The sequence below is a fragment of the Streptomyces sp. NPDC044719 genome (genome assembly GCF_056433405.1).
The window spans coordinates 527,323-554,138 of sequence record NZ_JBWKHE010000006.1 but is presented as its reverse complement, the minus strand read 5'-3'; the positions used below and the strand labels follow the sequence as shown (position 1 = coordinate 554,138).

Sequence of the window (26,816 nt, the reverse complement as noted above, 5' to 3'; positions counted from 1 at the left end):
CGGGTTGGGGCACTGTTGATCTGTCTGGCGACGAATCGCAGTTCTTCGCCCTGTCGCCGCAGGAGTCCGTTTCCTCCCCTGTCTGCGGGCGGGGGTATCCACGGAGGAATCACATGAAGCTGGCGTTCTCCACCCTCGGTGTCCCCGGCATGCCCCTGCCCGACGTCCTGCGGCTCGCGACCGCGCACGGCTACCACGGCGTGGAGCTGCGCACCCACCCGGAGGAACCGGTCCACACCGGCCTCGACCCGTCTCAGCGGGCCGAGGTGGCGGCCGAGTTCAAGGGGTCGGGCGTAGAGATCCTGGGCCTTGCGGGATACGCGCGCGTCGCCGCGCCGGGAGACGACGAACCCGTCCTGGCCGAGATCCGCGCCCTCCTCGACCTGGCCCGCGACCTCGGCGCCCCGTACATCCGCGTCTTCCCCGGCGGCGACCTGGACGTCCAGACCCCCGAGGAGGCCGACGCGACGGCCGCCCGGCGCCTGGGCACGGCCGCCGAGTACGCGAACGACCTGGGCGTGCGCGTCCTCCTGGAAACCCACGACTCGCACCGCACCGCCGCCGACGCGATGCGCGTCCTCGGCCTCGTCGGCCACCGCCAGGTCGGCGCGCTCTGGGACGTCATGCACACCTGGCTGGGCGGCGAACAGCCCTCGGAGACCTACGCGGCGCTCTCCCCCCACCTCGGCTACGTCCAGGTCAAGGACATCGCCTCCGCCGAGGACACCACACCGCTGCCCCTCGGCGCGGGCGTCCTCCCCCTGGCCGAGTGCGTGGAGGTCCTCTCCCGCCACGGCTGGGAAGGCTGGCTGTGCTGGGAGTACGAGAAGCGCTGGTACGAAACGGCCCAGCCGCTGCCGGACCTGCTGGAGGCCGGGCGCGAGCACCTGGGCAGGCTGCTGAACGACTCGGCGTGACGGGGCGCTTGCGCGCAAACCCGATTGCCGCCCGGCCCTCGTGTCGCTAGCGTCCCCGCTCATGCCCCCGACACTGCGCACCCCCCGCCTCCTCCTGGACCCCTACACCCCGCAGGACGAAGAGAGCTTCGTCGCCCTGTTCCAGGACCCGAGGGTGTCGCGGTGGATGGGGGAAGGGCCTTCGCCCGAGGCGGACGACCGGGCCCTGTTCGGGCGGATCTTCACCAAGGTCTACGCCCAGGACCTGTTCGACGTGTGGGCGGTCCGGCGCGACGGGCGGCTGATCGGGCACGCCGAGATCAAGCGGACCGACGCGGTGGACGGCCACGAGATCGTCTACGCGCTGGCTCCCGAGGCCTGGGGCGGCGGGCTCGGGACGGAACTGGCCGAGGCGCTCGTGGGGTACGGGTTCCGGACGCTCGGGCTCAGCGAGGTGCACGCCACCGTGGACGCGCGGAACACGGCCTCGCTGCACCTCCTCGGCAGGATCGGGTTCGCGCACGTCAGGGACATCGAAGAGGGCGACGGAGGTCTCACCCAGGTGCTGACCCGACCGGCGCGGTGATCTTCTCAAGAATCCGGCAAGAAATTCTTACCCGAGCGTGCAACCCTTCGCGGCCCTTGGCTGTCGTACTTGGTGTCAGGACTTCTGGGGGGAGATCTGGGGGGATCGCGGGGTTCCTGACGGGAGGGGAAAAGCCGAGGGGGCCCGGTCGACGGACCGGGCCCCCTCGAAACCTTTCACGACACCTCAGAAGAAGACGCCGCACCTCAGCAGCACGTTCGCGTACGGCCGTGCCTCGCCCGTGCGGACGATCAGCCGCGCACCCGCCGACAGCTCCTTCAGCCGCTCGTGCGAGACGAGGTCCAGCGACGGGAAGTGGCTCTCCAGAAGCCGCGAAGCCTCAGCGTTCGCTTCCCGCACCTCCGCCGCCGCCGTCGCCCCCTCGACCACCAGCTCGGCCAGCAGGCCCTCCAGCACCTCGGCGAACGCCGGCACCCCGGCCCGGAAGGCCAGGTCCACCACCCGGGGCCCGTCGGGAATGGGCATGCCCGCGTCGCACACCAGCACCCCGTCCCCGTGGCCCAGTTCGGCCAGCGCACCGGCGAGGTGGCGGTTCAGTATTCCGGCCTTCTTCACAGCTCAGCGACCTCCGCCGCCGTCGGGAAGGACGCCTGCGCGCCCTCCTTCGTCACGGTCGCCGCCCCGACCCGGGCCGCGTACGCAGCCGCCTCCGCGAGGGACTCGCCCGCCCCCAGCCGGAAGGCCAGCGCGGCGGTGAACGCGTCTCCCGCGCCGGTCGTGTCCACGGCGTTCACCTTCACGGACGGGACCCGGGAGACACCCTCCGACGACGCCACCAGCGCGCCTTCCCCGCCCAGCGTCACCACCACGGACCGGGGCCCCTTCGCGAGCAGTATCCGGGCCCAGTCCTCCGGGCTGTCCCCCACAGCGGCCGAACCGAGGATCACCTTCGCTTCGTGCTCGTTGACGATCAACGGGTCGCAGGCCGCCAGCACCTCCGGGGGGAGGGGGCGCGGGGGCGACGGGTTCAGTACGAAACGGCTCTCCGGAGCCAGGTTCCGCACGACCGCCACCACCGTCTCCAGCGGAATCTCCAGCTGCGCCGACACCACCCGGGAGCCCTGGAAAAGGCACCCGGCGGCGCTGACGTCCTCCGGGGTGAGGCGGCCGTTGGCGCCCGGCGAGACGACGATGCTGTTGTCCCCGGACGGGTCGACCGTGATCAGCGCGACGCCGGTCGGCGCGCCGCCCACCAGGACACCCACCGTGTCGACGCCGGCCTCCCGCTGCGAGTCGAGCAGCAGCCGGCCGTGCGCGTCGTCGCCGACCCGGGCCAGCAGGGCCGTACGGGCCCCGAGCCGGGCGGCCGCGACCGCCTGGTTCGCGCCCTTGCCGCCGGGGTGGATGGCCAGATCGGAGCCGAGCACGGTCTCGCCGGCACCGGGCCGGCGCTCGACACCGATCACCAGGTCGGCGTTGGCCGACCCCACGACCAGGAGGTCGTAGTCGTACATGAGTTGTCTCCCCACGTGAGTGACATGGCCGGGCGGGCCCATGCGCTGGGCGCCGCCCGGCCGTTCCCCGATGTCAGCGATAACAGCGATATCAGCCGCTGAAGCCGGCCACGTTCTCCTTCGTGACCACCTTCACCGGCACCTTCACCGTCTCCTCGACCTTCTTGCTCTGGAGCGCCTTCAGGGCGTTGTCCACGGCGATCTTCCCGAGCTGCGAGGGCTGCTGCGCCACGGACGCGTACAGCGTGCCGCCCTCGACCGCCTTCAGTCCGTCAGGCGTGCCGTCGAAGCCGACCACGGAGACCGACTTGCCGGCCTTGGAGCCCAGCGCCTTGATCGCGCCGAGCGCCATCTCGTCGTTCGCGGCGATGACGCCCTGGACGTCCGGGTGGGCCTGGAGCAGGTTCGACATCACGTCGAGGCCCTTGGTGCGGTCGAAGTCGGCGGGCTGCTGGGCGACGACCTGGATGCCCGGGTAGGCCTTGAGGCCGTTGGCGAAGCCCTGCGCGCGCTCGCGGGCGGCGGAGGTGCCCGCCTGGCCCTGGAGGATCACGATCTTGCCCTTGCCGCCGAGCTTCTCGCCGATCGACTTGGCGGCGAGTTCACCGCCGGCGACGTTGTCGGAGGCCACCAGCGTGTCCAGCTTGGCGTTGTTGACGACGCGGTCCACGGCGATGACCGGGATGTCCGCCTTGTCGGCGGCCTTCACCGAGTTGCTGGCCGCGTCCGAGTCCACCGGGTTGACGATGATCGCGCCGAGCCCGGAGCTGGTGAAGTTCTGCAGCTGGTTGGCCTGCTGGGAGGCGTCGTTCTGGGCGTCCGTGATGGTCAGGTCCACGCCCAGCTTCTTCGCCTCGGCCTGGGCGCCCGCGCGGATCTGCACGAAGAAGGGGTTGTTGAGGGTGGACAGCGACAGGCCCATCTTCGGAGTGCTCGCGGCGGAGGAACCGTTGTGCAGGAACGAGGTGGCGCCCACGATCGCGACGGTGACGACAGCCGCGAGTCCGTACGTCGCCGCCTGCTTCCCCTTGCCTCCCTGGGACGTACCGGTGGCCCCCGGAGTGGCCCCCGCCTTGCGCCGCAGCGTGTCGAACAGCACCGCCAGCGCGATGACGACACCGATGACGACCTGCTGCCAGAACGCCGACACGTTCAGCAGGTTCAGCCCGTTGCGCAGCACGGCCAGGATCAGCGCGCCGATCAGCGTGCCGGACGCCTTGCCGGTGCCACCGGCCAGAGACGCGCCGCCGATGACGACCGCCGCGATCGCGTCCAGTTCGTAGCCGTCGGCTGCCTGCGGCTGCGCCGAGGACAGCCGGGCGGCGAGCACGACACCGGCGACGGCGGCGAAGACACCGGAGAAGGCGTAGATGGCGAGCTTCTGCTTCTTCACCCGCAGGCCCGACAGCCGCGCGGCCTCCTCGTTGCCGCCGATCGCGTACATCGAGCGGCCGATGTAGGTACGGCCGAGCACGAAGGCGGCGATCAGCCCCATCACGATCATCACGAGCACCGGCACCGGCAGCCAGCCGCCGAGCGTGTCCCCGAGGTGGGAGACCGAGTCGGGCAGGGCGATCGGGGAACCCTCGGAAATGACGAGGGACAGACCGCGGGCCACCGACAGCATGGCCAGCGTGGCGATGAACGGCGGCAGCTTGCCGTAGGAGATCAGGATGCCGTTGACCAGGCCGCACGCGATACCGGTGGCTATGGCCAGCAGGACGGCGACGAAGACGGGGACGCCCGCCGAGGTCGCGGTCCACGCGAGCACCGTGGCCGACAGCGCGGCGACCGACCCCACCGACAGGTCGATGCCCGCCGAGACGATCACGAAGGTCACGCCGAAGGCGAGGATGGCGGTCACGGCCGCCTGGACGCCGACGTTGAGCAGGTTGTCCGTCGTCAGGAAGTCACCGGACAGCGCCGACATCGCGACGACCAGGACGATGAGCGCGGTGAGCGCGCCGTTGTCGAGCAGCAGGCGGCGCAGGCCCCCCGAGGCGGCTCCCGCGCCCGTCGTGCTCTTGAGCGTGTCAGTGGCCACGGGAGGCCTCCTTGTCAGTGCTGGGGTTGCTTACTGCGAGCGCCATCACGGCGTCCTGGGTGGCCTCGTCGGCGGAGAGTTCGCCCGCGATCCGGCCCTGGGCCATCACCAGCACCCGGTCGCTCATGCCGAGCACCTCGGGCAGATCGCTGGAGATCATGAGTACGGCGGCACCGGCCGCCGTCAGTTCGTTGATGAGCTGGTAGATCTCGACCTTGGCGCCGACATCGATACCGCGCGTCGGCTCGTCGAGGATCAGCACCCTGGTGTCGGCGAGCAGCCACTTGCCGATGACGACCTTCTGCTGGTTGCCGCCGGACAGCGTGCGCACGTGCTGGCCGAGTCCGGCCATCCGCACGCCGAGCTGCTCGGCGATCCGGGCGGCGGCCTCCCGCTGCCCCTTGAGGTCGACGAGCCCCGCGCGCGTGGCCGACCGCAGCGTCACCAGGCCGAGGTTCTCCTCCACCGAGGCGTCCAGCACCAGGCCCTGGCCCTTGCGGTCCTCGGGGATGAGACCGATGCCGGCGGTCATCGCGGCGTTGACGTCGTGACCCTTCAGAGCGGCCCCGGAGACCTTCACGGCTCCCTTGTCGTACGGATCGGCCCCGAAGACCGCCCGCACGACCTCGGTACGACCGGCGCCCACGAGCCCGGCGATACCGACGACCTCACCGGCGCGCACCTCGAAGCTGACGTCGTGGAAGACCCCGTCCCGGGTCAGTCCCTCGACGGTGAGCAGCGCGTCGCCCTTCTCGGGCCGCTCGCGCGGGTACTGCTGCTCGATCGACCGCCCCACCATGAGCCGTACCAGCTCGTCCTCGGGCGTGGCGGCCGGGACCTGCCCGACGCTCTTGCCGTCCCGGATGACCGTGACCCGGTCGCCCAGGGCGGCGATCTCCTCCAGGTGGTGCGTGATGAACACGATCCCGACGCCGTCCTCGCGCAGCTTGCGCACGATCGCGAAGAGCTTCTCGACCTCCTCGGAGGTGAGCACGGCGGTCGGCTCGTCCATGATGAGCACGCGCGCGTCCAGGCTGAGCGCCTTGGCGATCTCGACCATCTGCAGGCGGGCGATACCGAGTTCGCGTACCCGCGCGCGGGGCGACACCTTCACGCCCACGCGCGCGAGGAGGACCTCGGCGTCGGCCTCCATCCTCTTCCGGTCGATCATCCCGAACCGGCGCGGCTGGCGCCCCAGGAAGATGTTCTCGGCGACCGTCAGATCGGGAACGAGGTTGAACTCCTGGTAGATGGTGGCGATCCCGAGCCGCTCGGAGTCCTGCGCACCCTGGATGCGCGTCTCCTCGCCGCCGACCAGGATCCGCCCGGCGTCGGGCGTGTAGGCACCGGAGAGCATCTTGATGAGGGTGCTCTTGCCCGCGCCGTTCTCACCGAGCAGCACATGCACCTCGCCCCGGCGCAGGTCGAAGTCCACGCCGTCCAGCGCGACCACACCCGGGAAGGTCTTCCGTATGCCCTCGATGCGCAGCAACTCGTCCGCGTTGCTCACGTCTGGCTCCTGTTCTCAGCGGGGTACTGCACAGCGGGGGCCTGTGCAGGGTCCGGCCCCGGGGAGGCCGGACGGGGTTCGGGGGAAGCCGTCACCGGCTCGCCGCACGAGCGGCGTACGACGAGCCGGGCGGGGAGGGTGACGGACTTTCCGGGCCGGCCCTCGATCCGGGCGACCAGCGCGCGCACGGCGGCACGCCCCAGCTCACCGGTCGGCTGGGCGATCGCCGTGACCGGCGGATCGGTGTGCACGAACCACGGGATGTCGTCGAACGCGGCCAGCGCGAGGTCGTCCGGCACGCGCAGTCCACGCGCGCGTACGGCGTCCAGCGCGCCGAGCGCCATCAGGTTGTCGGCCGCGAACACGACCTCGGGCGGCTCGGCCAGGTCGAGGAACCCCTCGGTGACCCGGCGCCCGCTCTCGGCCTGGAAGTCGCCCTGCCCTATGTAGGCGTCGGGGAGTTCGAGGCCGTACTCGCCGAGCGCCTCCCGGAAGGCCTCCACGCGCTCCCGGCCGGTCGTGGTCGCCGCCGGTCCCGCGATGATCGCGAGCCGCCGGTGCCCGAGCCCGTGCAGATGCGCCACGAGGTCCCGTACGGCGGTCCGGCCGTCCGCCCGCACCACCGGCACGTCCACGCCCGGGATCCACCGGTCCACGAAGACCATGGGCGTCCCCGCCCGCGCGGCGTCGAGCATCAGCGGCGAGCCGCCGTCCGTGGGGGAGACGAGCAGCCCGTCGATGCGCCGGTCCAGCAGGTTGCGTACGTGGTGGTCCTGGAGGTCGGGCCGCTCGTCGGCGTTGCCGATGATGACGCTGTAGCCGAGCGCGCGGGCCTCCTCCTCGACGGAGCGGGCCAGTTCGGTGAAGTAGGGGTTCATCACGTCGCTGATGACCAGGCCGAGGGTGTGGGTCTGGTCGGTGCGCAGGGAGCGGGCGACGGCGTTCGGGCGGTAGCCCAGGGTCCCGACGGCGGCCAGCACGCGGGCGCGTGCGTCGGCGCTGACCGACGGGTGGTCGTTCAGGACGCGCGAGACCGTGGCGACGGAGACGCCCGCTTCGGCAGCGACGTCCTTGATGCTCGCCATCGCCGCTCCACCTCCTTGTGGAACCGGAACCCGCCAGGGGTTCGTGGAATCGATTACATCGACGGGTGGATGGAATCGATTACACGCCGGTAAATCAAGACCCCGGCGGCACCTCGAAACCGGATCGTGATGTCGCGGGAGGCTCCCCGGCGGTCCAGGGTGGAATGAGGAGGTCCGTTTCCACCGCGAGCGGAGGAATCATGACGGCGGCGACCCGGAACGACGTACCCGTCGCCCTCGACGGCGACGGCGTGGAGCTGCGCAGCATGCCGATCGGGGGCGGCATGTCGGTGGGCTACATCAGCCTGCCCCAGGGCACGGACATGGGCCCGGCCCTCAAAGGCATGCCGGACGACGCGTGCCAGTGCCCGCACTGGGGCTATCTGCTGAAGGGGCGGATCAGGATGCGCACGGCCTCCGGCGAGGAGGAGGAGTACGAGGCGGGACAGGCGTACTACTGGGCCCCCGGCCATGTGCCGCTCGTCCTGGAGGACGCCGAGTTCGTGGAGTTCTCACCGGAGGCGGACTTCAAGCGGGTGATCGACCACGTGGTGACGCAGGCCGGGTGAGACAGGCAGGGGGCTCCCCCGAAGACCGATGAGTTTCGCCGGCCGGAGGGGTCCACCCCCTCATCGACCACAGGAGGAGCCCCGTGTCTCAGCTACTGCGCGTGCAGAACTTCAATGTCTCCAGCGACGGATTCGGCGCCGGTGAGAACCAGAGCCTGGAGCGGCCGTTCGGCCACGCCGACCCCGGCACGATGTTCGCGTGGGCCGGGGCCACGGCGAGCTGGCCCAACCGCACCGACCCGGGCGGAAGCCGAGGCCTCGACGACTACTTCACGCGCGACTTCGCCAACAACATCGGCGCCGAGATCATGGGCCGCAACAAGTTCAGTCCCCACCGCGGCCCCTGGCAGGACCACGAGTGGCAGGGCTGGTGGGGCGACGAGCCCCCGTTCCACACCCCGGTGTTCGTGATGACCCACCACGAGCGCCCCTCCTTCACCCTCTCCGACACCACGTTCCACTTCGTCGGCGGTGACCCGGCCGACGTCCTCGCGCAGGCGCGGGAGGCGGCGCAGGGCAAGGACGTCCGCCTCGGCGGCGGAGCCGCCACCATCCGGGAGTTCCTCGACGCGGACCTGGTCGACACGCTGCACGTGGCGGTCTCGCCGGGCGTGAAGCTCGGGTCGGGTTCACGGCTCTGGGAGTCCCCCGACGAACTGCTCGACCGCTTCCACCGCGATGTCGTACCGAGCCCCAGCGGGGTGACACACCACCTGTTCTGGAGGCGGTAAGGCTAGTCGCCCTCCCCTTCTGCTTCCCCGGCCGAGGCCTCCCGCACCCCGGTCAAAAAGCCCCTGATCGCAGCCAGTTCCCGCTCGTCGTACCCGCTCAACAGGCCCACCGCCCGGTCGATCAGAGGGCCGAAGTGCTGCCGGCCGAGGGCGATCGCGCCCTCGGTCACCTCGATGGTGACCTTGCGGCGGTCCCGCTCGCCGCGCACCCGCCGCACATGCCCGGCCCGCTCCAGCCGGTCGACCAGTGCCGTCGTCCCGGCCGAGTTCAGCCCGAGCGCGGCGCCGAGTCGCCCCGCCGTGGTCTCCTCACCCGCGCGGTAGGCGTCCATCAGGACGATCAGCGCCCGCACATCGGTGGGATGCATGCCGTTGCGCTGGGCGAACCGGGCGCTGTGCCGCCCCAGGTCGACCACCACGGCGCGCAGCAGATGGACGAGCTCCATCTCCTGGTCGGACACGGGCCGCCTCCGATACCATCTCGCTGAGCAAGTATCTCGTTCAGCAAGATAATAAGGGGTCCTGGCTCATGAGCGCGCGCAGCACGTACGACACCGACCACTTTCTCGCCGCCTACGACAAGGTCATGGCCAAGTGGCCGACGGCGCGGGAGACGGCGACCGTGCCCACGCCCTTCGGCTCGACGCACGTCAACATATGCGGCCCGGCCGACGGGCCCCCGCTCGTCCTGCTGCCGGGCGGCGGAGGCCCGACCTCCGCGTCCTGGTACCGGCAAGCCGCCGAACTGTCCCATGCCCACCGGCTGTACGCCGTCGACCTGATCGGCGCCCCGGGTCGCAGCACACCGGCCCCCGGCCGCCACCCCCGTACGACCACCGACCTGGTGTCCTGGCTGGACGCCCTCCTCAAGGGCCTCGGCCTCGCGGAGACCGACCTGGGCGGGCACTCGTACGGCGCCTGGATCGCGCTGCGCTTCGCCCTGCACTCGCCCCACCGGGTACGCCGCCTGGTCCTCATGGACCCGACCCAGTGCTTCACCAAGCTGAAGCTGGCCTACGGGCGGCATGCGGTGCCGACGATGCTGCGGCCGACGCCCCGCCGCGTCCGGGAGTTCCTGGAGTGGGAGACGAGGGGCGTCCCCCTCGACCCCGATTGGCTCGCCCTCCAGGAGGCCGCCGTCGGCTTCCCCACCGTGCGGCCGGTGGTGGGACCACGCCCGACACCGGCCGCGCTGCGCGCCCTTGACCTGCCGGTTCTCGTGCTCCTCGCCGAGAACACCCGGACCCACAACCCGTCCAAGGTGGCCGCCCGCGCCGAGAAACTGCTGCCGCACGCCACGACGGCAACACTGCCGAACGTCTCCCACCACGCTCTGCCGCACGCCGCCCCGGCCGAAGCGAGCCGCCGCATCACCGACTTCCTGACCGGCCCCGCCGACTGAGCCCCTCCCACGCCGGCTACGCACAGCCGACCAGCACAACGGCTCCCACGGTCTCGACCCAGAAGTAGAACCAGGAGGGGTAGAACGCCGACGGCCGCCGCTCCACCACCCGCGCCACCAACCGCCCGAACGCCATCCCCGCCAGCGACACCGCCACCGTGAGGACCACCCCCGACCGCAGACCACCGGAGCCACTGAGCGCGGCCCAGGCGAGCAAGGCACCGACCGCGATCCCGAACCCGCCGTAGACGGCCCTGACTTCAGCGCGGGCCTCCGGGACGGACAGCTCGATACCGAAAGGGCGGATGAGCGCCCTGGGAGCGACGAGCCCGAAGAGCCCCATACCCAGGAAGAACAGTGCGACGAGGCCTGTGTAGACAGAGGACATGGCAGCGAGCGTGCCGTCCGTGAGCGTGGGCCCTCAATTACTCCCCTGGTAATGGCCTGGGCCACGGCCGAGTCGTGCCCCTCTGCTTTCCGCGACCCGTTTGACGTCCCGCAGGGACTCGGTGAGCCGCAGGGCCAGGTAGTGCAGCTCCGCGCTCGTCACCCGGCGTTCCGCGAGGAGTTCGGCGGCGTGTCCGAGCAGGTCGTCCGCCATGGCGAGCTGCAGGTCCTCGATGTCGTCGGCGAGGCGCGAGACGTAACCGGTCCCGTCGCCCACGAGATAACACGGCCGCCCGTCGGTACCGGTCCATGGCAGCAGGCGTTCGTGTGCTCCTCCGGTCATGCGCCCGTCTCCGCCATCAGATAGGGGCGGACCAGCCGGTTGTCCTCACCGCGCAGCGGAGGCTCCGTGGGGCGGCGGGGCGTCGCGACCCCGACGCCGTCGTGGCAGTACGGGCACGCGTACGGGCACGGAAGCGATGCCGACGATCGCCGCCGTCGCCCGCGAGGCGGGAACAGGAAACGGAGGAGCGGCTCGAGGAGCCGGGCGATGAGGTCTGTCACGTCTGCCTGCCTTCTCACCTGCGGTGACTGCGTTCTGTGCTGAATCACTCACAGAGTGGGGTCGGCCCTCGCTACGCTGCCAGAGGTCGGAGCTTGACATCGCGCTTGTCAAGAAGAGGAGTTGGCCGCATGGACGATCGCCGCGCACTTCGAACGCCGCGTCAGAAGTACGGAGAGGAGCTGCGGCTGAGGCGGACAGCAGTCGGCCTCACCCAGGAGGAACTGGGCGACCAGGTCGTGTGTTCACCCACGCTGATCAGCCACTTCGAGGCCGGCAGGCGCCTGCCGAAGCCGGATGACGCGCTGCGGATCGACCGGGCGCTGGGGACGGACGGGTTCTTCGCGCGGTGGCTGGAGGATCTGGAGAACAAGTACGACCCCCGCTTCGCTGCCGCCGCGGAATTGGAGCGACAGGCGAAGCTGATCCAGCACTTCGCGCTCACGCTGGTTCCCGGGCTGCTTCAGACGCCTGATTACGCCCGCGCCGTGTTCGCCGCCTACCGTCCCAACTCCACAGACGAGGAACTTGACAGGCAAGTTGTCATCCGAACAGAGCGAATCCGGATCCTCGATGGGCCGTCCCCTCCGGTCGTCTGGACGCTTCTCGACGAGTCCGTGCTGCGACGTTGTGTGGGTGGCCCGCAGGTGATGGCGGAACAGCTGCACAGGATCGCGGACTTGGCCGAGGCGCGACGGATTCGGCTGCACGTCGTTCCGTACCGCGTGGGTGCGCATCCGCTCATGGAGAGCCTGCTCATCCTGATGAGCTTCGAGGACTCCGCCCCGGTGGCATACATCGACGCGTTCGAGACCGGACGCCTGATGGACGATCCGGCGCTGGTGAGTGCCTGCCAGACCGCCTACGCTCTGGCCCTGAGCGACGCGTTGTCGCAGCAGGATTCACTGGCCCTCGTCAGGTCGGCAGCGGAGGAGCACACACGTGATCAGCAGTGAGCGCACCGGGTGGTTCAAGTCCAGCTACAGCGGCGGCAGTCAGGCCGATTGCCTCGAAGTCGCCCACGGCCACCCCGACATCCCCGTCCGCGACAGCAAGAACACCCCCGGCCCCACCCTCACCTTCTCGGCAACCGGCTGGACCGCCTTCGTCACCGCTCTCAAGGACGGCCACCTCACCGCCGCAAGCTGTAACTGACCAGCGACGCCCCCACCACCGACCCGAACGCCGGCAGCAGAAACTGTGCGAAGGCCTCCCAGCCCCACACGATCCCCGCGCACGCCGCCGTGATGTTGATGGCCAGGGACATGATCCACAGGGCGACGCTCTGGGCCTGGGGTGACATCGTTCCTCGTCGTCATTCGGTCCGGGGGGAATTCGCTGGGCGGGGCGGAATCAACCCGGCCCAGGGCTCGGAAGGGGGCGGAATTCCGGTGTGGGTGTCCGGTCCGTCGGGGGGAGCCGGGGGGTGTTCTCGTTCGGCGCGGAACGTTCGGGAGCCACGATCGCGTGGTCCCCGGAAATCGCCGGAGCCATCATGAGCAGCGTCAACGTGCTGACAGCGCACAGGCCGACGAGAAGGGCTCCTGCGGAGTGCGCACGCCGGAGGGCGCTCGGGCCTGGGGGACGCAGCGGCATCACGGTCACTCCGGAATCGAATCCGCCCCCCTTGATGAACTCCTGGATCCTCCCACGGGTAAGGAGCTCAAAAGGGACGACGCCGATGCTTGAACTGTAAAGCTTCGGGCTTCCGGGTGAATTCAGCGTGAAATGTGAGAGCCCGGCCGCATACTGATCGGTCGCTTTATTCGAGGGCGTTGTCCTACCCAGGCGGTACGGTCCCACCATGACCGATCAGGGAGAGCGGCGACTGGCCACGCTGGAAGGCGTACTTGAGCGCATCACCTATGCCAACGAGGAGAACGGCTACACGGTCGCCCGGGTCGACACCGGCAGAGGCGGCGGTGATCTGCTCACGGTCGTCGGCGCGCTGCTCGGCGCCCAGGTCGGCGAGTCCCTGCGGATGGAAGGGCGTTGGGGCTCACACCAGCAGTACGGGAAGCAGTTCCATGTAGAGAACTACACGACCGTGCTGCCGGCCACCGTCCAGGGCATCCGCCGCTACCTCGGCTCGGGGCTGGTCAAGGGCATCGGCCCGGTCTTCGCCGACCGGATCACGCAGCACTTCGGGCTGGACACCCTCCAGATCATCGAGGAGGAGCCCAAGCGGCTGATCGAGGTGCCGGGCCTCGGCCCCAAGCGGACCAAGAAGATCGCCGACGCCTGGGAGGAACAGAAGGCCATCAAGGAGGTCATGCTCTTCCTCCAGACGGTCGAGGTGTCCACGTCCATCGCCGTGCGCATCTACAAGAAGTACGGCGACGCCTCCATCTCCGTCGTGAAGAACCAGCCCTACCGGCTCGCGGCCGACGTCTGGGGCATCGGCTTCCTGACCGCAGACAAGATCGCCCAGTCCGTCGGCATTCCGCACGACAGCCCGGAGCGCGTCAAGGCGGGCCTGCAGTACGCGCTGTCGCAGTCCACCGACCAGGGGCACTGCTTCCTCCCGGAGGAGCAGCTGATCAAGGACGCGGTCAAGCTCCTCCAGGTCGACACGGGCCTGGTCATCGAGTGCCTGGCGGAGCTGGCCGAGCCGGGGGAGGACGGGGAGGAACCCGGCGTCGTACGGGAGAAGGTTCCGGGGCCGGACGGCGGGGAGCCGGTCACCGCCATCTATCTCGTGCCCTTCCACCGCGCCGAACTCTCCCTCTCCGCCCAGCTGCTGCGCCTCCTGCGCACCGAGGAGGACCGGATGCCGGGCTTCCGTACGGTGACCTGGGACAAGGCCCTCACCTGGCTCAAGGGCCGTACCGGCACCGAGCTCGCGCCCGAGCAGGAGGCCGCCGTCAAGCTGGCGCTGACCGAGAAGGTCGCCGTCCTTACCGGGGGCCCCGGCTGCGGCAAGTCGTTCACGGTCCGCTCGATCGTGGAGCTGGCCCGCGCCAGGAAGGCGAAGGTCGTGCTCGCGGCCCCGACCGGCCGGGCCGCCAAGCGCCTGTCCGAGCTCACCGGCGCCGAGGCCTCCACGGTCCACCGCCTGCTGGAGCTGAAGCCGGGCGGCGACGCGGCCTACGACCGGGACCGCCCGCTGGACGCCGACCTGGTGGTGGTCGACGAGGCGTCCATGCTGGACCTGCTGCTCGCCAACAAGCTGGTGAAGGCCGTGCCGCCAGGGGCGCACCTGCTGTTCGTCGGGGACGTGGACCAGCTGCCGAGCGTGGGCGCGGGGGAGGTGCTGCGGGATCTGCTCGCCGCCGGGGGACCGATCCCCGCCGTCCGTCTGACCCGGGTCTTCCGGCAGGCCCAGCAGTCGGGCGTGGTGACGAACGCCCACCGGATCAACGCCGGCCAACACCCGGTCACCGACGGCATGAAGGACTTCTTCCTCTTCGTCGAGGACGAGACCGAGGAGGCCGGGCGGCTCACCGTGGATGTGGCGGCCCGGCGCATCCCGGCCAAGTTCGGGCTCGATCCGCGCCGTGACGTGCAGGTCCTCGCCCCCATGCACCGGGGCCCGGCCGGCGCGGGCACCCTGAACGGCCTGCTCCAGCAGGCCATCACCCCCGGCCGCCCTGACACGCCGGAAAAGCGGTTCGGCGGACGGGTCTTCCGCGTCGGGGACAAGGTCACCCAGATTCGCAACAATTACGAGAAGGGCGAGAACGGCGTCTTCAACGGCACCGTCGGCGTGGTCACCTCGATCGACCCGGTCGACCAGCGGCTGACCGTGCTGACGGACGAGGACGAGGAGGTTCCGTACGACTTCGACGAGCTCGACGAGCTGGCGCACGCGTACGCCGTGACGATCCACCGCTCCCAGGGCAGCGAATACCCGGCGGTCGTCATCCCGGTCACCACGGGCGCCTGGATGATGCTCCAGCGGAACCTGCTCTACACGGCGGTCACCCGGGCCAAACAGCTGGTCGTCCTCGTCGGTTCGCGCAAGGCGATCGGCCAGGCGGTGCGCACGGTGTCGGCGGGCCGGCGGTGCACGGCGCTCGATTTCCGGCTCGGATCGTACGGATCTCAAAAAAATGATCGATCAAATGAGTCGTGAAGGTCACAGAGGCTTCCGGATGGGGAAGACAGGGGGCAGGATGAGCAAGTTGGCGGCACTCAGTGCCGCCAGTAGGCCCGATGGTCGACCCCGAGTGCACTCTCCTGAGCCAAGTGGGGGATGGTAGAAGCAGTCAGGGCAACCTCGAAGATGAGGCACAACGTCGGTGAGGGAAGACGTGAGCGACAACTCTGTAGTACTGCGGTACGGCGACGGCGAGTACACCTACCCGGTGATCGACAGCACCGTCGGGGACAAGGGCTTCGACATCGGAAAGCTCCGCGCCCAGACCGGTCTGGTGACACTGGACAGCGGTTACGGCAACACCGCCGCGTACAAATCCGCCATTACCTACCTGGACGGCGAAGCGGGCATCCTGCGGTACCGCGGGTACCCGATCGAGCAGCTGGCCGAGCGCTCCACCTTCCTGGAGGTCGCCTACCTGCTGATCAACGGCGAGCTGCCGACCGTCGACGAGCTCTCGACGTTCAAGAACGACATCACGCAGCACACCCTGCTGCACGAGGACGTCAAGAACTTCTACAAGGGCTTCCCGCGCGACGCCCACCCGATGGCCATGCTGTCCTCGGTCGTCTCGGCGCTGTCCACGTTCTACCAGGACAGCCACAACCCGTTCGACGAGCGCCAGCGCAACCTCTCCACGATCCGCCTGCTCGCCAAGCTCCCGACGATCGCGGCGTACGCGTACAAGAAGTCGATCGGTCACCCGTTCGTCTACCCGCGCAACGACCTCGGCTACGTCGAGAACTTCCTCCGCATGACCTTCTCGGTCCCGGCGCAGGAGTACGAGCTGGACCCGGTCGTGGTCTCCGCGCTCGACAAGCTGCTGATCCTGCACGCGGACCACGAGCAGAACTGTTCGACCTCCACGGTCCGCCTGGTCGGCTCCTCGCAGGCGAACATGTTCGCCTCGATCTCCGCCGGCATCAACGCCCTGTGGGGCCCGCTGCACGGCGGCGCTAACCAGTCGGTGCTGGAGATGCTGGAGGGCATCCGCGACTCCGGCGGCGACGTCGACACCTTCATCCGCAAGGTGAAGAACAAGGAGGACGGCGTCCGCCTGATGGGCTTCGGCCACCGGGTCTACAAGAACTTCGACCCGCGCGCCAAGATCATCAAGGCCGCCGCGCACGACGTGCTGTCCGCGCTCGGCAAGTCCGACGAGCTGCTGGACATCGCGCTGAAGCTGGAGGAGCACGCGCTCTCCGACGACTACTTCGTCTCGCGCAGCCTCTACCCGAACGTCGACTTCTACACGGGTCTGATCTACCGGGCCATGGGCTTCCCGACCGAGATGTTCACGGTCCTGTTCGCCCTCGGCCGGCTGCCGGGCTGGATCGCCCAGTGGCACGAGATGATCAAGGAGCCGGGCTCCCGCATCGGCCGCCCGCGCCAGATCTACACGGGCGTGGTCGAGCGCGACTTCGTTCCCGTCGAGGCCCGCTGAGACGCGGTAACCGCACGAGCCCCCGTATCCGGCTGCCGGATACGGGGGCTCGTGCGTATCCCCTGAGAGGGGCGATCTCCTGCGCGCTCTGCGCGATCTCTTACGTGATCTCTTACGCGATCGCTTACGGGATTTCTTACGCAATGAAGAAGGCGCCCCGGAACGTCGGTCCCCCCACGGGCCGACGGCCAGGGCGCCTTCCCAGTCCCGGTGCGGATTCCCCCCACGGGATCCGGCCGGGCGTCTGTGAGGACAGCGCCTGAATCGCTGTGAGCACAACGAGCAAAACTCGTCGTACCTCTGTCGTGTGCGATCTGCCGGGACAGCGCACGTCCGGGAGGGCCGCTCAAAGCTTCCCGGTGTGCGTGCCCCGGCAACGCATCTCTGGAGAAGTCCCCCAAGACATCTCCAGATGTCAGATCACGCCCCCCAAGACGCTCCCTGACATCGTCAACTTAGACCTTCGAACCCCTTCGATGGTTACGTTCACATCACTGTGATCTGCGTCTCTTGCATATGTCCGTTAGCTGCGCAAGAGCCCGGAAATGCCGTCCGGGACTCAAGCGTAAGGATGATGCGCGAGCCTTGTGAAGAGCTTATGTGAGCCGGGCTCGGGACTCCAGAGGGGCTCATATCAGGTTCGCCGCGAACTTAGGCCGAATTCGGGGGACTTCACCGGAATGTCCGGAGACGGAGGCTGTTCGTGACGACGAAGACCGACGAGAAGGCCATCGCGGCCCCCGCGATCATCGGGTTCAGCAGCCCCGCGGCGGCCAGCGGCAGCGCGGCCACGTTGTAGCCGAAGGCCCACACGAGATTGCCCTTGATCGTGGCCAGCGTCCGGCGCGACAGCCGGATCGCGTCCGCGGCCACCCGCAGGTCACCGCGCACCAGCGTCAGATCGCCCGCCTCGATCGCCGCGTCCGTGCCGGTGCCCATGGCCAGGCCCAGATCGGCGGTGGCGAGCGCGGCCGCGTCGTTGACGCCGTCACCCACCATGGCCACGACCCGCCCCTCGGCCCGCAGCCGCCGTACGGCGTCGACCTTGTCCTCGGGCAGGACCTCCGCCACCACCTGGTCGATCCCCACGGCCTTCGCCACCGACTCGGCCACCGCCCGGTTGTCCCCGGTCAGCAGCACCGGAGTGAGCCCCAGGGCGCGCAGCTCCCGCACCGCCTCGGCGCTGGTCTCCTTGACCGCGTCCGCCACGGCCAGCACGGCCCGCGCGGTCCCGTCCCAGCCGGCCACGACGGCCGTACGCCCGGCCCGCTCGGCCTCGTCCCGGGCGCGGGCCAGCTCCGGCGGTACGTCGTCGAAGAGCCGCCCCACGGCGACCTCACGGCCCTCGACGCGCCCGCGTGCGCCCCGCCCGGGGACGCTCCGGAAGCCCCCGACCTCCGGGAGCCGCCCGGCCCTCTTCTCGGCGCCCAGTGCGATCGCCCGCGCGACGGGGTGCTCGGAGGCGTGCTCGACGGCGCCCGCGAGCCGCAGCACCTCCTTCTCGTCGGCGCCCTCGGCGAGGTACACCTCCTGGAGGGTCATCCGGCCCGTGGTGACCGTGCCGGTCTTGTCCAGGACGACCGTGTCGATCCGGCGCGTGGACTCCAGCACCTCCGGGCCCTTGATGAGGATGCCGAGCTGGGCGCCGCGGCCCGTGCCGACCATCAGCGCGGTCGGGGTGGCCAGGCCCAGCGCACACGGGCAGGCGATGATCAGCACCGCGACGGCCGCCGTGAAGGCGGCGACACCGTCGCCGGTCAATCCGAGCCACGCCCCGGCGGTGGCGACGGCGATCAGCAGGACCACCGGCACGAAGATCCCGGAGATCCGGTCGGCGAGCCGCTGCACCTCGGCCTTGCCGTTCTGCGCGTCCTCCACCAGCTTCGCCATCCGCGCGAGCCGGGTGTCGGCGCCGACCCGGGTCGCCTCGACGACCAGCCGGCCGCCCGCGTTGACCGTCGCGCCGGTGACCGTGTCCCCGGCCGTCACGTCCACGGGCACCGACTCGCCGGTCAGCATCGAGGCATCGACCGCGGAGGCCCCTTCGACGACCGTGCCGTCGGTGGCGATCTTCTCGCCGGGCCGTACGACGAACCGGTCGCCGACCGCCAGCCGCTGCGCCGGGATCCGCACCTCGCGCCCGTCCCGCAGGACGGCCACGTCCTTGGCGCCCAGCTCCATCAGGGCCCTGAGCGCGGCCCCGGCGCGGCGCTTGGAGCGCGCCTCGAGGTAGCGGCCCAGCAGGATGAAGGCGGTGACGCCGGAGGCGACCTCCAGATAGATCTGGGAGGCGCCGTCGCCGCGCGAGACCGTGAGCTCGAAGGGGTGCCGCATGCCCGGCATGCCCGCGTCGCCGAGGAACAGCGCCCACAGGGACCAGCCGAACGCGGCCAGCGTGCCGAGACAGACCAGCGTGTCCATGGTGGCGGCGCCGTGCCGGGCGTTCGTCCAGGCGGCCCGGTGGAAGGGCAGTCCGCCCCAGACGACGACCGGCGCGGCGAGGGTGAGCGAGAGCCACTGCCAGTTGTCGAACTGGAGGGCCGGGACCATCGCGAGCAGGACCACGGGCACGGCGAGCACGGCCGAGACGGTGAGGCGGCGGCGCAGGGCCGACAGCTCCCGGTCCTCGTCGGCGGCGGGTTCCTCCTCGCGCGGGGGCGCGGGCTCCTCGGCGGTGTATCCGGTCTTCACCACGGTGGCGATCAGATCGGCGACCTCGGTGCCCGCGGGGTAGCTGACCCTGGCCTTCTCCGTCGCGTAGTTCACCGTGGCTGTGACGCCGTCCATGCGGTTGAGCTTCTTCTCGACGCGGGCCGCGCAGGAGGCGCAGGTCATCCCGCCGATGAGCAGCTCGACCTCGGCGGCCGCCGGCTCACGGTCCGGCGGCGCCTGGGCGGTGGTGCTGGTCATGTCCTTCACTCCAGGAGGTGGCGGGGTGCCCGGGAAGCGGAACGGGCCGTACGGGCCGGGGCGGCGGCCGTACGGCCCGTACGTCGGTACGAGTGCCAGGTCTGGAGCGTCTCAGGCCTGGCTTCCGGGCTTTCGGCCCGGCTCTCGGCGCAGGCGGGGGTCAGGCCCTGCCGGCCAGCTCGAAGCCGGCCTCGTCGACGGCGGCGCGTACGGCCTCTTCCTCGAGCGGGGCCGCGGAGACGACGGTGACCTCGCCGGTCTTGGCGACGGCCGTCACCGAACTGACGCCGGGGATCTCGGAGATCTCGCCGGAGACGGCGCCCTCGCAGTGTCCGCAGCTCATGCCGCTCACCTTGTAGACGGTGGTGACGGGGCCCGTGGTGTCGGTCTGGGCGGTCATGTCGTTACTCCTCGTCGAGGCATGTGGGGCTGTGGGGACCCACGAGGGGCCCGCACACTTCCCACTGTACCCCTAGGGGGTATCAGCGCACGACGTCCTCGACCAGGGGTCGCAGGTAGCGCAGCAGGACGTCCTTCAGCTCCTGGATGTACGCCTCCCGCTCGGCGCCCTCGTGGGCCAGGACCAGCTCCAGGCCGGCCATGTAGATGGCGACGCACATCTGGGCGGTGCGGGTGACGGCGGGGGCGGGCGCGTCGGGCACGAACGGGGCAAGGGTCGCCTCGACCCGGGCGACCAGTGTCGTGTGCAGCGCGTCGTGCTCCTCGGTGATGCGACCCGGGATGTCGGGGCCGTGCAAGAGGGCGAAGAAGGCCGGGTGGCGGCAGTTGAACTCGATGAAGCGGTCGACGGCCCCGGCGATCACCTCCTCGATCGGGGTGGCCGCGGGGTCGATCGGAGCGAGGATCTCGTCGTACGACTGCCGCATCTCGTGCATGAGCCGCCCGCCCAGCTCGATCGCGATCGCTTCCTTGTTCGGGAAGAACTGGTACAGCGTGCCCGGCGAGACGCCTGCCTCGCGGGCGATGGCGTTGGTGCTGGCGGCCGTGTAGCCGGTCGTGGAGAACACCGTGGCGGCGGCTTCGAGCAGTTGGGTGATCCGGCGCTCGCCGCGGGCCTGGCGCCGGCGCGGCCGGTCCTCGGCCGCCGTCGCCGTCTCCGTCTCCGCTGTTCCGTGTCTCTCGGTCTTGCCGGTCTTCCTGGTCCTGTCGGTCTTCTCGGGCACGCGTTATCCCCAGGTCTCATCACGCGATTGACAAACGCGAGTGGTCGCTCGCATTCTGGAGTCGGCAGAAATGCGAGCGAGCTCTCGTGTTTGCCAGTCTATGGCAGCCCCGCGCTGTCAGGCTGCGCCTGGACACGGGTCACGGTGAAGGGGACACCGCACGATGACCGAAGTCAACACACCACCACGCACCGGCGGCTGGACCCGCTTCGTCACCGCAAGGCCCAGACTGTCGCTGCTGGTGGCACTGGTGATCACCGCGCTCGCGGTGCTGGCCGGCAGCGGCGTCGCCGACCGGCTCGGCGCCGGCGGCTGGGAGGACCCGGCCGCCGAGTCCACCCGCGCGACCAAGGCCCTGGAGCGCGAGTTCCCCGGGTCCCAGCCCAACCTGCTGCTCCTGGTCGACGCGGGCCACGCCCCGGTCGACGATCCGGCCGTGGCCGCCGAGGCCAAGCGCCTCACCCAGCGCCTGGCGAGCGAGCGGGGCATCACCGGCGTCGGCTCCTACTGGCAGTCCGGCACCCCGGCCCTGCGCGCCGAGGACGGCCACGAGGCGCTGATAGCCGCCCGCATCACCGGCGACGAGAAGACCGCCGCCGAGACCCTGGAGCGCATCGCGCCCCACTACCGCGGCGCGCACGGCCCGGTGGAGGTCACCGTCGGCGGCCCGGTCGCCGTGCGGCACGAGATGCAGACGATCATCCAGGAAGACCTGACCCGGGCCGAGCTCATCGCCCTGCCGGTGACGCTCGTGCTGCTGGTGATGGTCTTCGGCAGCGCGGTCGCGGCCCTGCTGCCGCTCGGCATCGGCATCGTCGCCATCCTCGGGACCAACGCGATCCTGCGCGGCCTGACCGAGCTCACCGACGTGTCCGTGTTCGCGATCAACCTCACCACGGCCCTCGGCCTCGGCCTCGCTGTCGACTACGCGCTGTTCATCGTCCGCCGCTTCCGCGAGGAACTGTCCACGGGCGCCGAGCCCTTGACGGCGATCGGCACGACCCTGCGCACCGCCGGCCGCACCGTGCTGTTCTCCGCCCTCACCGTCGCGGTGTCCCTGGCCGCGATGCTGGTCTTCCCGCAGTACTTCCTGCGGTCCTTCGCCTACGCCGGGATCGCCGTGGTGCTGCTCGCCGCGGCGGCCGCGCTGATCCTGCTCCCGGCGGCGCTGATGCTGCTCGGTAACCGGGTCAACGCCCTGGACCTGCGCCGCCTGTTCCGGCGCGGACACCGGCCGAAGCCCGCCGGGGAAGAAGGCAGAACGTGGGCGCGTACGGCGACGCTCGTCATGCGCCGCGCCCCGTTCTTCGCCCTGGGCACCACAGCCGTCCTCGTCCTGCTGGGCCTGCCCTTCCTGGGCGTGAAGTTCGGCACCGCCGACGACCGCCAGCTGCCCTCGACCTCCGAGTCCCATGTCGTGCAGCAGCACATCAGGGAGGGCTTCCCCGGCAGCCCCGACGGCGGCCTCGAAGTGCTCGCCCAGGGCCGCGCGACCGAGGCGCAGTACGGCGCCTACAAGGAGCGGATCGCCGGCCTGCCCGATGTGCAGCGGGTCGAAGGACCGCTGGTGAAGGGCGACTCGGCGTACTTCACCGTGCTGCCGAAGGGCGAGGCGGTCGACGATCCGGCCCAGCGCCTGGTGGGTGAACTGCGCGAGGTCCGGGCCCCCTTCGACACCGAGGTGACCGGCACCGCGGCCGCCCTGGTCGACTCCAAGGACGCCATAGGGGAGCGCCTGCCGCTCGCGGCCGTCTTCATCACGATCGTCACCCTGCTCCTGGTCTTCCTCCTCACGGGCAGCGTGCTGATACCGATCCAGGCGGTCGTGCTCAACGCGCTCAGCCTGACGGCCATGTTCGGCGCGGTCGTCTGGGTCTTCCAGGACGGCCACCTGTCCGGCCTGCTCGGCTTCACCAGTCCGGGCTCCATAGAGACGACCCTGCCGGTCCTGATGTTCTGCGTGGCCTTCGGCCTGTCCATGGACTACGGGGTGTTCCTGCTCTCCCGCGTCAAGGAGGAGTACGACCACACCGGCGACCACGACCAGGCCGTCCGGCACGGCCTGGCGCGCACGGGCGGGCTGATCACCGCGGCGGCGGTCATCCTGGCCGTGGTCATGGTCGCGATCGGCACCTCCCGGGTGACCAACACCAAGATGCTCGGCCTGGGGATCGCGCTGGCGGTCCTGATGGACGCGATGATCGTCCGCAGCCTCCTGGTCCCCGCGGTCATGCGCCTCACGGGCCGCGCCACCTGGTGGGCCCCCCGCCCGCTGCGCCGCTTCCACGAGCGCTTCGGTCTGAGCGAGGGTGAACCTGAGCCGGAGAAGAAGACGGAAGAGGCCAGAGACAAGGTCGGAGCGTCGCATGCTTGATCGCCCGGGGAGGTAAAGGCACCTCGGAATCCCGGACATGCGCGAACCGGGTGAGAGTGAGAAGGCGGGTGGACCATGCGGGCCGTGGTGTTCGAGCGGTACGGGGAAGCGGCCGAGGTACGGGAGGTCTCGGACCCGGAGCCCGCGGAGCACGGGGTCGTCGTGCGGGTCGAGGCCACCGGCCTGTGCCGCAGCGACTGGCACGGCTGGCAGGGCCACGACCCCGACATCGCGCTGCCGCATGTGCCCGGGCACGAACTGGCCGGTGTCATCGAGACGGTGGGCGCCCGGGTGACCGGATGGCGGCCCGGCGACCGTGTCACCGTGCCGTTCATCTGCGCCTGCGGCACCTGCCCGTCCTGCGCGGCGGGCGACCATCAGGTGTGCGAGCGCCAGACCCAGCCCGGCTTCACCCACTGGGGCTCCTTCGCCGAGTACGTGGCGCTGGACCACGCCGACGTGAACCTCGTGGCGCTCCCCGGGGAGCTGTCCTTCGCGGCGGCGGCCTCCCTCGGCTGCCGGTTCGCCACGGCGTATCGGGCGGTGGTGCGGCAGGGCCGGGTCGCGGCGGGGGAGTGGGTCGCGGTGCACGGCTGTGGCGGGGTCGGGCTCTCGGCGGTGATGATCGCGGCGGCGTCGGGAGCGCGGGTCGTGGCCGTCGACGTGTCGGCCCGAGCGCTGGAGCTGGCAGGGAGGTTCGGGGCCGCGCACTGCCTGGACGCGGCAGACGTACCGGACACCGCGGCGGCGGTCCGCGATCTCACCGGCGGTGGCGCCCACCTCTCGCTCGACGCCCTCGGCTCACCCGCCACCTGCGCCGCCTCGGTGAACGGCCTGCGCCGCCGCGGCCGGCACGTCCAGGTCGGTCTGCTGCCCTCACCGACCGGCACGACACCCGTCCCGATGGCCCGTGCCGTCGCCCTGGAGCTCGAACTCCTCGGCAGCCACGGCATGGCCGCGCACAGCTACCCGCCGATGCTGGAGCTGGTCCGCGGCGGTGTGCTGCGCCCGGACCTGCTGGTGACGTCCACGATCACGCTGGACGAGGTCCCGTCCGCGCTGGCGGCGATGGGGACGGCGCAGGGAGCGGGGGCCACGGTCATCGAGCCGTGGAGCTGACGCCCCCTGAGGGCCGAGCTCAGTCGGTTCTTCGGTTGCGATTGCCGGGCCGGGAGGCGACCCAGGCCCGGACCGTGTCGGCGTACCAGTAGGGCTTGCCGCTCTCGACATGGTCGGGCGGCGGCAGCAGCCCGTGCTTGCGGTAGGACCGCACGGTGTCCGGCTGCACTTTGATGTGTGCCGCGATCTCCTTGTACGACCAGAGCTTTCGGTCGGTCATGACGTGCACCTCCCCGCGCGCACCACGGCGGCGGCCGGGGACGGCCGTCCGGGGGAGCCGGGCGCTGCGCTGGCGATCAACAAGCCTGTGTCCGGTCAACGACGCTCGGTGACACGGGGCAGGACCTGTGGGCCGGGTGTGACGGAAGACCTGTGTACACGCGACATGTGTGACAGGAAGCGGGCGTTTGTGACACGGCCGGGGCAAAGGCGCGCACCGGATCGTCGGCGGGGCGCTTTGACGCGGCACCAGAGCACGAATCCGTGAGACCCGGACCAGGACACGCGGAAAGCGCTGTCATGATCTGGTCCGAATGTCCGGACAAAACATTGACAGGGCTTCGGGAAGGGGACTACAACACCGGGGAGAGCCGACACCGAGGGGTATCCGATGGCGTACGACCTGATCACCATGGGGCGGATCGGAGTGGATCTGTATCCGCTCCAGACGGGCGTCCCGTTGCCGCAGGTCACGTCCTTCGGCAAGTTCCTCGGCGGCTCGGCGACGAACGTCGCGGTCGCCGCTGCCCGCCTGGGACGGCGGACCGCGGTGATCACGCGCACCGGCGACGACCCCTTCGGCACCTACCTCCACGAGGCCCTGAAGGGCTTCGGCGTGGACGACCGCTGGGTCACCGCGGTCCCCGGCCTGCCCACCCCGGTCACCTTCTGCGAGGTCTTCCCGCCGGACGACTTCCCGCTGTACTTCTACCGCCGGCCCAAGGCCCCCGACCTGGAGATCGACGCCCACGAGCTCGACCTCGACGCCCTCCGCGACGCCCGCGTCTTCTGGGTCACCGGCACGGGCCTGAGCGAGGAACCGAGCCGCACGGCGACCCTCGCGGCCCTCGCCCACCGCGCCAAGTCCGGCACCACGGTCTTCGACCTCGACTGGCGCCCGATGTTCTGGACGGACCCGGACGCCGCCCGCCCGTTCTACACGGAGGCCCTGCGCCACACCACCGTCGCGGTCGGCAACCTCGACGAGGTGGAGGTCGCCACGGGCGTGCGCGAACCCCACGCCGCTGCCCGCGCACTCCTCGACGCGGGCGTGGAACTGGCCGTCGTCAAGCAGGGCCCCAAGGGCGTCCTGGCCGTAAACCGCGAGGGCGAGAGCGCCGAGGTCCCCCCGCTGCCCGTGAACGTCCTCAACGGCCTGGGCGCCGGTGACGCCTTCGGCGGCTCCCTGGTCCATGGCCTCCTGGCCGGCTGGGACTTGGAGAAGACCATGCGGCACGCCAACGCCGCCGGCGCCATCGTCGCCTCCCGTCTGGAGTGCTCCTCCGCGATGCCCACCCCGGGCGAGATCGAGGCGGCCGTCACCGCGGGGGCCGTCAAGTGACCGTCGACGTCTCCGAACTCGTCCGCCTGCGCAGCCACCGTCCGGAGGCGATCGCCGAGGCCGCCGCCCGCCGCCCCCGCAGGCCCCTGCTGAACGACAACGGCCGGCTGATGATCGTCGCCGCCGACCACCCGGCCCGCGGCGCCCTCGGCGTCGGCGGCCGCAGCATGGCCATGGCCAACCGCGCCGGCCTCCTCGAACGCCTCTGCCTGGCCCTGTCCCGCCCCGGCGTGGACGGCGTCCTCGCCACCGCCGACATCCTCGACGACCTGCTGCTGCTCGGCGCCCTCGACGGCAAGGTCGTCCTGGGCTCGATGAACCGCGGCGGCCTCCAGGGCGCGAGTTTCGAACTCGACGACCGCTTCACCGGCCACCGCCCCGAAGACATCGAGCGCCTCGGCTTCGACGCGGGCAAGCTCCTCCTACGCATCGACTACGACGACCCGGGCTCCCTCACCACGATGGAGTCCACCGCACGCGCGATCGACGCCATGGCCGCCCGGCGGCTCCCCGTCTTCGTCGAGCCGTTCATCTCCCGCCGCGACGAGACGGGCCGGCTGCGCAACGACCTCTCCGCCGAGGCCGTCACCAAGTCGATCGCCATCGCCTCCGGCCTGGGCGGCAGTTCCGCCTACACCTGGCTGAAGGTGCCGGTCACCGCGAACCCCGACGACATGGCCGAGGTCATGGCGGCTTCCACACTGCCCGCCGTCCTGCTCGGCGGGGAGGTCGGGGAGGACCAGGACGGGGCGTACGAGAAGTGGCGCGGCGCCCTCCAACTGCCCACCGTGCGCGGGCTGGTGGTCGGCCGTTCGTTGCTGTACCCGGCGGACGGCGATGTGGCCGCCGCCGTGGACACCGCCGTAGGACTGTTGTGA

Annotated in this window: 27 protein-coding genes; 13 read left to right on the top strand and 14 right to left on the bottom strand. The window is 70.6% G+C overall.

Annotated elements, in window-relative coordinates:
* Window positions 1–113 precede the first annotated feature (113 nt).
* Together AC07DF_RS26070 and AC07DF_RS26065 are read left to right on the top strand one after the other, a co-directional pair.
* The gene (locus AC07DF_RS26070) at window positions 114–917 is read left to right on the top strand and encodes a sugar phosphate isomerase/epimerase family protein (RefSeq protein ID WP_478975957.1); all 804 of its coding nucleotides are present in this window, start codon (window positions 114–116) and stop codon (window positions 915–917) included.
* A gap of 61 nt (window positions 918–978) precedes the next feature.
* Window positions 979–1,482, top strand: a complete 504-nt coding sequence (locus AC07DF_RS26065) for a GNAT family N-acetyltransferase (RefSeq protein WP_478975954.1) — start codon at window positions 979–981, stop codon at window positions 1,480–1,482.
* A gap of 186 nt (window positions 1,483–1,668) precedes the next feature.
* Here AC07DF_RS26065 and rbsD read toward each other — a convergent pair whose 3' ends face one another.
* The 5 genes from rbsD to AC07DF_RS26040 all read right to left on the bottom strand — a co-directional run bounded on the left by rbsD (window position 1,669) and on the right by AC07DF_RS26040 (window position 7,596).
* A complete protein-coding gene (gene rbsD / locus AC07DF_RS26060; RefSeq protein WP_478975951.1) occupies window positions 1,669–2,058 on the bottom strand; it encodes a D-ribose pyranase in 390 nt (129 codons plus the stop codon).
* On the bottom strand, window positions 2,055–2,957 hold the full coding sequence (locus AC07DF_RS26055; protein ID WP_478975948.1) for a ribokinase: 903 nt from the start codon (window positions 2,955–2,957) through the stop codon (window positions 2,055–2,057). The genes rbsD and AC07DF_RS26055 overlap by 4 nt, the downstream gene beginning before the upstream one ends.
* 91 nt (window positions 2,958–3,048) lie before the next feature.
* Complete coding sequence (locus AC07DF_RS26050) at window positions 3,049–5,001, bottom strand: ABC transporter permease/substrate-binding protein (protein ID WP_478975945.1); 1,953 nt, start codon at window positions 4,999–5,001, stop codon at window positions 3,049–3,051.
* Complete coding sequence (locus AC07DF_RS26045; RefSeq protein ID WP_478975942.1) at window positions 4,991–6,511, bottom strand: sugar ABC transporter ATP-binding protein; 1,521 nt, start codon at window positions 6,509–6,511, stop codon at window positions 4,991–4,993. The genes AC07DF_RS26050 and AC07DF_RS26045 overlap by 11 nt, the downstream gene beginning before the upstream one ends.
* On the bottom strand, window positions 6,508–7,596 hold the full coding sequence (locus AC07DF_RS26040; RefSeq protein WP_478975940.1) for a LacI family DNA-binding transcriptional regulator: 1,089 nt from the start codon (window positions 7,594–7,596) through the stop codon (window positions 6,508–6,510). The genes AC07DF_RS26045 and AC07DF_RS26040 overlap by 4 nt, the downstream gene beginning before the upstream one ends.
* A gap of 200 nt (window positions 7,597–7,796) precedes the next feature.
* On the opposite strand from AC07DF_RS26040, the gene AC07DF_RS26035 reads away from it, so the two are divergent.
* Together AC07DF_RS26035 and AC07DF_RS26030 are read left to right on the top strand one after the other, a co-directional pair.
* The gene (locus AC07DF_RS26035; RefSeq protein ID WP_478975938.1) at window positions 7,797–8,165 is read left to right on the top strand and encodes a cupin domain-containing protein; all 369 of its coding nucleotides are present in this window, start codon (window positions 7,797–7,799) and stop codon (window positions 8,163–8,165) included.
* Between the two features lie 83 nt (window positions 8,166–8,248).
* Complete coding sequence (locus AC07DF_RS26030) at window positions 8,249–8,896, top strand: dihydrofolate reductase family protein (protein ID WP_478975935.1); 648 nt, start codon at window positions 8,249–8,251, stop codon at window positions 8,894–8,896.
* Between the two features lie 2 nt (window positions 8,897–8,898).
* Here the strand turns inward: AC07DF_RS26030 and AC07DF_RS26025 are convergent, their stop codons facing one another.
* Window positions 8,899–9,342 carry a MarR family winged helix-turn-helix transcriptional regulator gene (locus AC07DF_RS26025; protein ID WP_478976247.1) on the bottom strand — a complete coding sequence of 148 codons (444 nt, stop codon included), beginning with the start codon at window positions 9,340–9,342 and terminating at the stop codon, window positions 8,899–8,901.
* A gap of 83 nt (window positions 9,343–9,425) precedes the next feature.
* Between AC07DF_RS26025 and AC07DF_RS26020 the strand changes: the two genes are divergently transcribed.
* Window positions 9,426–10,298: an alpha/beta fold hydrolase gene (locus AC07DF_RS26020; protein WP_478975932.1), complete on the top strand. Its 873-nt coding sequence runs from the start codon at window positions 9,426–9,428 to the stop codon at window positions 10,296–10,298.
* A gap of 16 nt (window positions 10,299–10,314) precedes the next feature.
* Here AC07DF_RS26020 and AC07DF_RS26015 read toward each other — a convergent pair whose 3' ends face one another.
* The 3 genes from AC07DF_RS26015 to AC07DF_RS26005 are packed head-to-tail and all read right to left on the bottom strand — an operon-like array spanning window position 10,315 to window position 11,249.
* Window positions 10,315–10,686 carry a DUF4345 domain-containing protein gene (locus AC07DF_RS26015; RefSeq protein WP_478975929.1) on the bottom strand — a complete coding sequence of 124 codons (372 nt, stop codon included), beginning with the start codon at window positions 10,684–10,686 and terminating at the stop codon, window positions 10,315–10,317.
* Window positions 10,687–10,719: 33 nt separating this feature from the next.
* Window positions 10,720–11,028 carry a hypothetical protein gene (locus AC07DF_RS26010; protein WP_478975926.1) on the bottom strand — a complete coding sequence of 103 codons (309 nt, stop codon included), beginning with the start codon at window positions 11,026–11,028 and terminating at the stop codon, window positions 10,720–10,722.
* Complete coding sequence (locus tag AC07DF_RS26005; RefSeq protein ID WP_478975923.1) at window positions 11,025–11,249, bottom strand: hypothetical protein; 225 nt, start codon at window positions 11,247–11,249, stop codon at window positions 11,025–11,027. Before AC07DF_RS26005 ends, AC07DF_RS26010 begins: the two co-directional genes overlap by 4 nt.
* 129 nt (window positions 11,250–11,378) lie before the next feature.
* Between AC07DF_RS26005 and AC07DF_RS26000 the strand changes: the two genes are divergently transcribed.
* Window positions 11,379–12,203: a helix-turn-helix domain-containing protein gene (locus tag AC07DF_RS26000; protein ID WP_478975920.1), complete on the top strand. Its 825-nt coding sequence runs from the start codon at window positions 11,379–11,381 to the stop codon at window positions 12,201–12,203.
* Complete coding sequence (locus AC07DF_RS25995) at window positions 12,190–12,402, top strand: DUF397 domain-containing protein (protein WP_478975917.1); 213 nt, start codon at window positions 12,190–12,192, stop codon at window positions 12,400–12,402. Before AC07DF_RS26000 ends, AC07DF_RS25995 begins: the two co-directional genes overlap by 14 nt.
* Here the strand turns inward: AC07DF_RS25995 and AC07DF_RS25990 are convergent.
* On the bottom strand, window positions 12,380–12,550 hold the full coding sequence (locus tag AC07DF_RS25990; protein ID WP_382494143.1) for a hypothetical protein: 171 nt from the start codon (window positions 12,548–12,550) through the stop codon (window positions 12,380–12,382). The genes AC07DF_RS25995 and AC07DF_RS25990 overlap by 23 nt on opposite strands.
* 501 nt (window positions 12,551–13,051) lie before the next feature.
* Here AC07DF_RS25990 and recD2 point away from each other — a divergent pair.
* Both recD2 and AC07DF_RS25980 read left to right on the top strand, forming a co-directional pair.
* Window positions 13,052–15,322 (top strand): SF1B family DNA helicase RecD2, encoded by a 2,271-nt coding sequence (gene recD2, locus AC07DF_RS25985; protein ID WP_478975914.1) that lies wholly within the window; start codon window positions 13,052–13,054, stop codon window positions 15,320–15,322.
* A gap of 178 nt (window positions 15,323–15,500) precedes the next feature.
* A complete protein-coding gene (locus AC07DF_RS25980; protein WP_376388172.1) occupies window positions 15,501–16,790 on the top strand; it encodes a citrate synthase in 1,290 nt (429 codons plus the stop codon).
* A 672-nt stretch (window positions 16,791–17,462) separates the two neighbouring features.
* Here the strand turns inward: AC07DF_RS25980 and AC07DF_RS25975 are convergent.
* From AC07DF_RS25975 to AC07DF_RS25965, 3 genes are all read right to left on the bottom strand, one after another.
* Window positions 17,463–19,700: a heavy metal translocating P-type ATPase gene (locus tag AC07DF_RS25975; RefSeq protein ID WP_478975909.1), complete on the bottom strand. Its 2,238-nt coding sequence runs from the start codon at window positions 19,698–19,700 to the stop codon at window positions 17,463–17,465.
* Between the two features lie 160 nt (window positions 19,701–19,860).
* On the bottom strand, window positions 19,861–20,100 hold the full coding sequence (locus tag AC07DF_RS25970; RefSeq protein ID WP_478975906.1) for a heavy-metal-associated domain-containing protein: 240 nt from the start codon (window positions 20,098–20,100) through the stop codon (window positions 19,861–19,863).
* A gap of 82 nt (window positions 20,101–20,182) precedes the next feature.
* A complete protein-coding gene (locus AC07DF_RS25965; RefSeq protein WP_478975903.1) occupies window positions 20,183–20,884 on the bottom strand; it encodes a TetR/AcrR family transcriptional regulator in 702 nt (233 codons plus the stop codon).
* A gap of 163 nt (window positions 20,885–21,047) precedes the next feature.
* Here AC07DF_RS25965 and AC07DF_RS25960 point away from each other — a divergent pair, with 163 nt between their 5' ends.
* Both AC07DF_RS25960 and AC07DF_RS25955 read left to right on the top strand, forming a co-directional pair.
* Window positions 21,048–23,258, top strand: a complete 2,211-nt coding sequence (locus AC07DF_RS25960; RefSeq protein ID WP_478975900.1) for an MMPL family transporter — start codon at window positions 21,048–21,050, stop codon at window positions 23,256–23,258.
* Between the two features lie 75 nt (window positions 23,259–23,333).
* Window positions 23,334–24,377, top strand: a complete 1,044-nt coding sequence (locus AC07DF_RS25955) for a zinc-dependent alcohol dehydrogenase family protein (RefSeq protein WP_478975897.1) — start codon at window positions 23,334–23,336, stop codon at window positions 24,375–24,377.
* A gap of 19 nt (window positions 24,378–24,396) precedes the next feature.
* Here AC07DF_RS25955 and AC07DF_RS25950 read toward each other — a convergent pair whose 3' ends face one another.
* Window positions 24,397–24,597: a helix-turn-helix transcriptional regulator gene (locus AC07DF_RS25950; RefSeq protein ID WP_478975894.1), complete on the bottom strand. Its 201-nt coding sequence runs from the start codon at window positions 24,595–24,597 to the stop codon at window positions 24,397–24,399.
* A gap of 390 nt (window positions 24,598–24,987) precedes the next feature.
* On the opposite strand from AC07DF_RS25950, the gene iolC reads away from it, so the two are divergent.
* Entirely contained in the window at window positions 24,988–25,938 is a 951-nt protein-coding gene (gene iolC / locus AC07DF_RS25945; RefSeq protein ID WP_478975892.1) for a 5-dehydro-2-deoxygluconokinase, read from the top strand.
* A complete protein-coding gene (locus AC07DF_RS25940) occupies window positions 25,935–26,816 on the top strand; it encodes a Cgl0159 family (beta/alpha)8-fold protein (RefSeq protein ID WP_478975889.1) in 882 nt (293 codons plus the stop codon). The genes iolC and AC07DF_RS25940 overlap by 4 nt, the downstream gene beginning before the upstream one ends.

Bases quoted from the DNA above. Each gene is read 5' to 3' on its own strand.
- AC07DF_RS26070 (WP_478975957.1), top strand. From the start codon at position 114: ATGAAGCTGGCGTTCTCCACCCTCGGTGTCCCCGGCATGCCCCTGCCC.
- AC07DF_RS26065 (WP_478975954.1), top strand. From the start codon at position 979: ATGCCCCCGACACTGCGCACCCCCCGCCTCCTCCTGGACCCCTACACC.
- AC07DF_RS26055 (WP_478975948.1), bottom strand. From the start codon at position 2,957: ATGTACGACTACGACCTCCTGGTCGTGGGGTCGGCCAACGCCGACCTG.
- AC07DF_RS26040 (WP_478975940.1), bottom strand. From the start codon at position 7,596: ATGGCGAGCATCAAGGACGTCGCTGCCGAAGCGGGCGTCTCCGTCGCC.
- AC07DF_RS26035 (WP_478975938.1), top strand. From the start codon at position 7,797: ATGACGGCGGCGACCCGGAACGACGTACCCGTCGCCCTCGACGGCGAC.
- AC07DF_RS26025 (WP_478976247.1), bottom strand. From the start codon at position 9,342: ATGGAGCTCGTCCATCTGCTGCGCGCCGTGGTGGTCGACCTGGGGCGG.
- AC07DF_RS26020 (WP_478975932.1), top strand. From the start codon at position 9,426: ATGAGCGCGCGCAGCACGTACGACACCGACCACTTTCTCGCCGCCTAC.
- AC07DF_RS26015 (WP_478975929.1), bottom strand. From the start codon at position 10,686: ATGTCCTCTGTCTACACAGGCCTCGTCGCACTGTTCTTCCTGGGTATG.
- AC07DF_RS26010 (WP_478975926.1), bottom strand. From the start codon at position 11,028: ATGACCGGAGGAGCACACGAACGCCTGCTGCCATGGACCGGTACCGAC.
- AC07DF_RS26000 (WP_478975920.1), top strand. From the start codon at position 11,379: ATGGACGATCGCCGCGCACTTCGAACGCCGCGTCAGAAGTACGGAGAG.
- AC07DF_RS25990 (WP_382494143.1), bottom strand. From the start codon at position 12,550: ATGTCACCCCAGGCCCAGAGCGTCGCCCTGTGGATCATGTCCCTGGCC.
- recD2 (WP_478975914.1), top strand. From the start codon at position 13,052: ATGACCGATCAGGGAGAGCGGCGACTGGCCACGCTGGAAGGCGTACTT.
- AC07DF_RS25975 (WP_478975909.1), bottom strand. From the start codon at position 19,700: ATGACCAGCACCACCGCCCAGGCGCCGCCGGACCGTGAGCCGGCGGCC.
- AC07DF_RS25970 (WP_478975906.1), bottom strand. From the start codon at position 20,100: ATGACCGCCCAGACCGACACCACGGGCCCCGTCACCACCGTCTACAAG.
- AC07DF_RS25960 (WP_478975900.1), top strand. From the start codon at position 21,048: ATGACCGAAGTCAACACACCACCACGCACCGGCGGCTGGACCCGCTTC.
- AC07DF_RS25955 (WP_478975897.1), top strand. From the start codon at position 23,334: ATGCGGGCCGTGGTGTTCGAGCGGTACGGGGAAGCGGCCGAGGTACGG.
- AC07DF_RS25950 (WP_478975894.1), bottom strand. From the start codon at position 24,597: ATGACCGACCGAAAGCTCTGGTCGTACAAGGAGATCGCGGCACACATC.
- iolC (WP_478975892.1), top strand. From the start codon at position 24,988: ATGGCGTACGACCTGATCACCATGGGGCGGATCGGAGTGGATCTGTAT.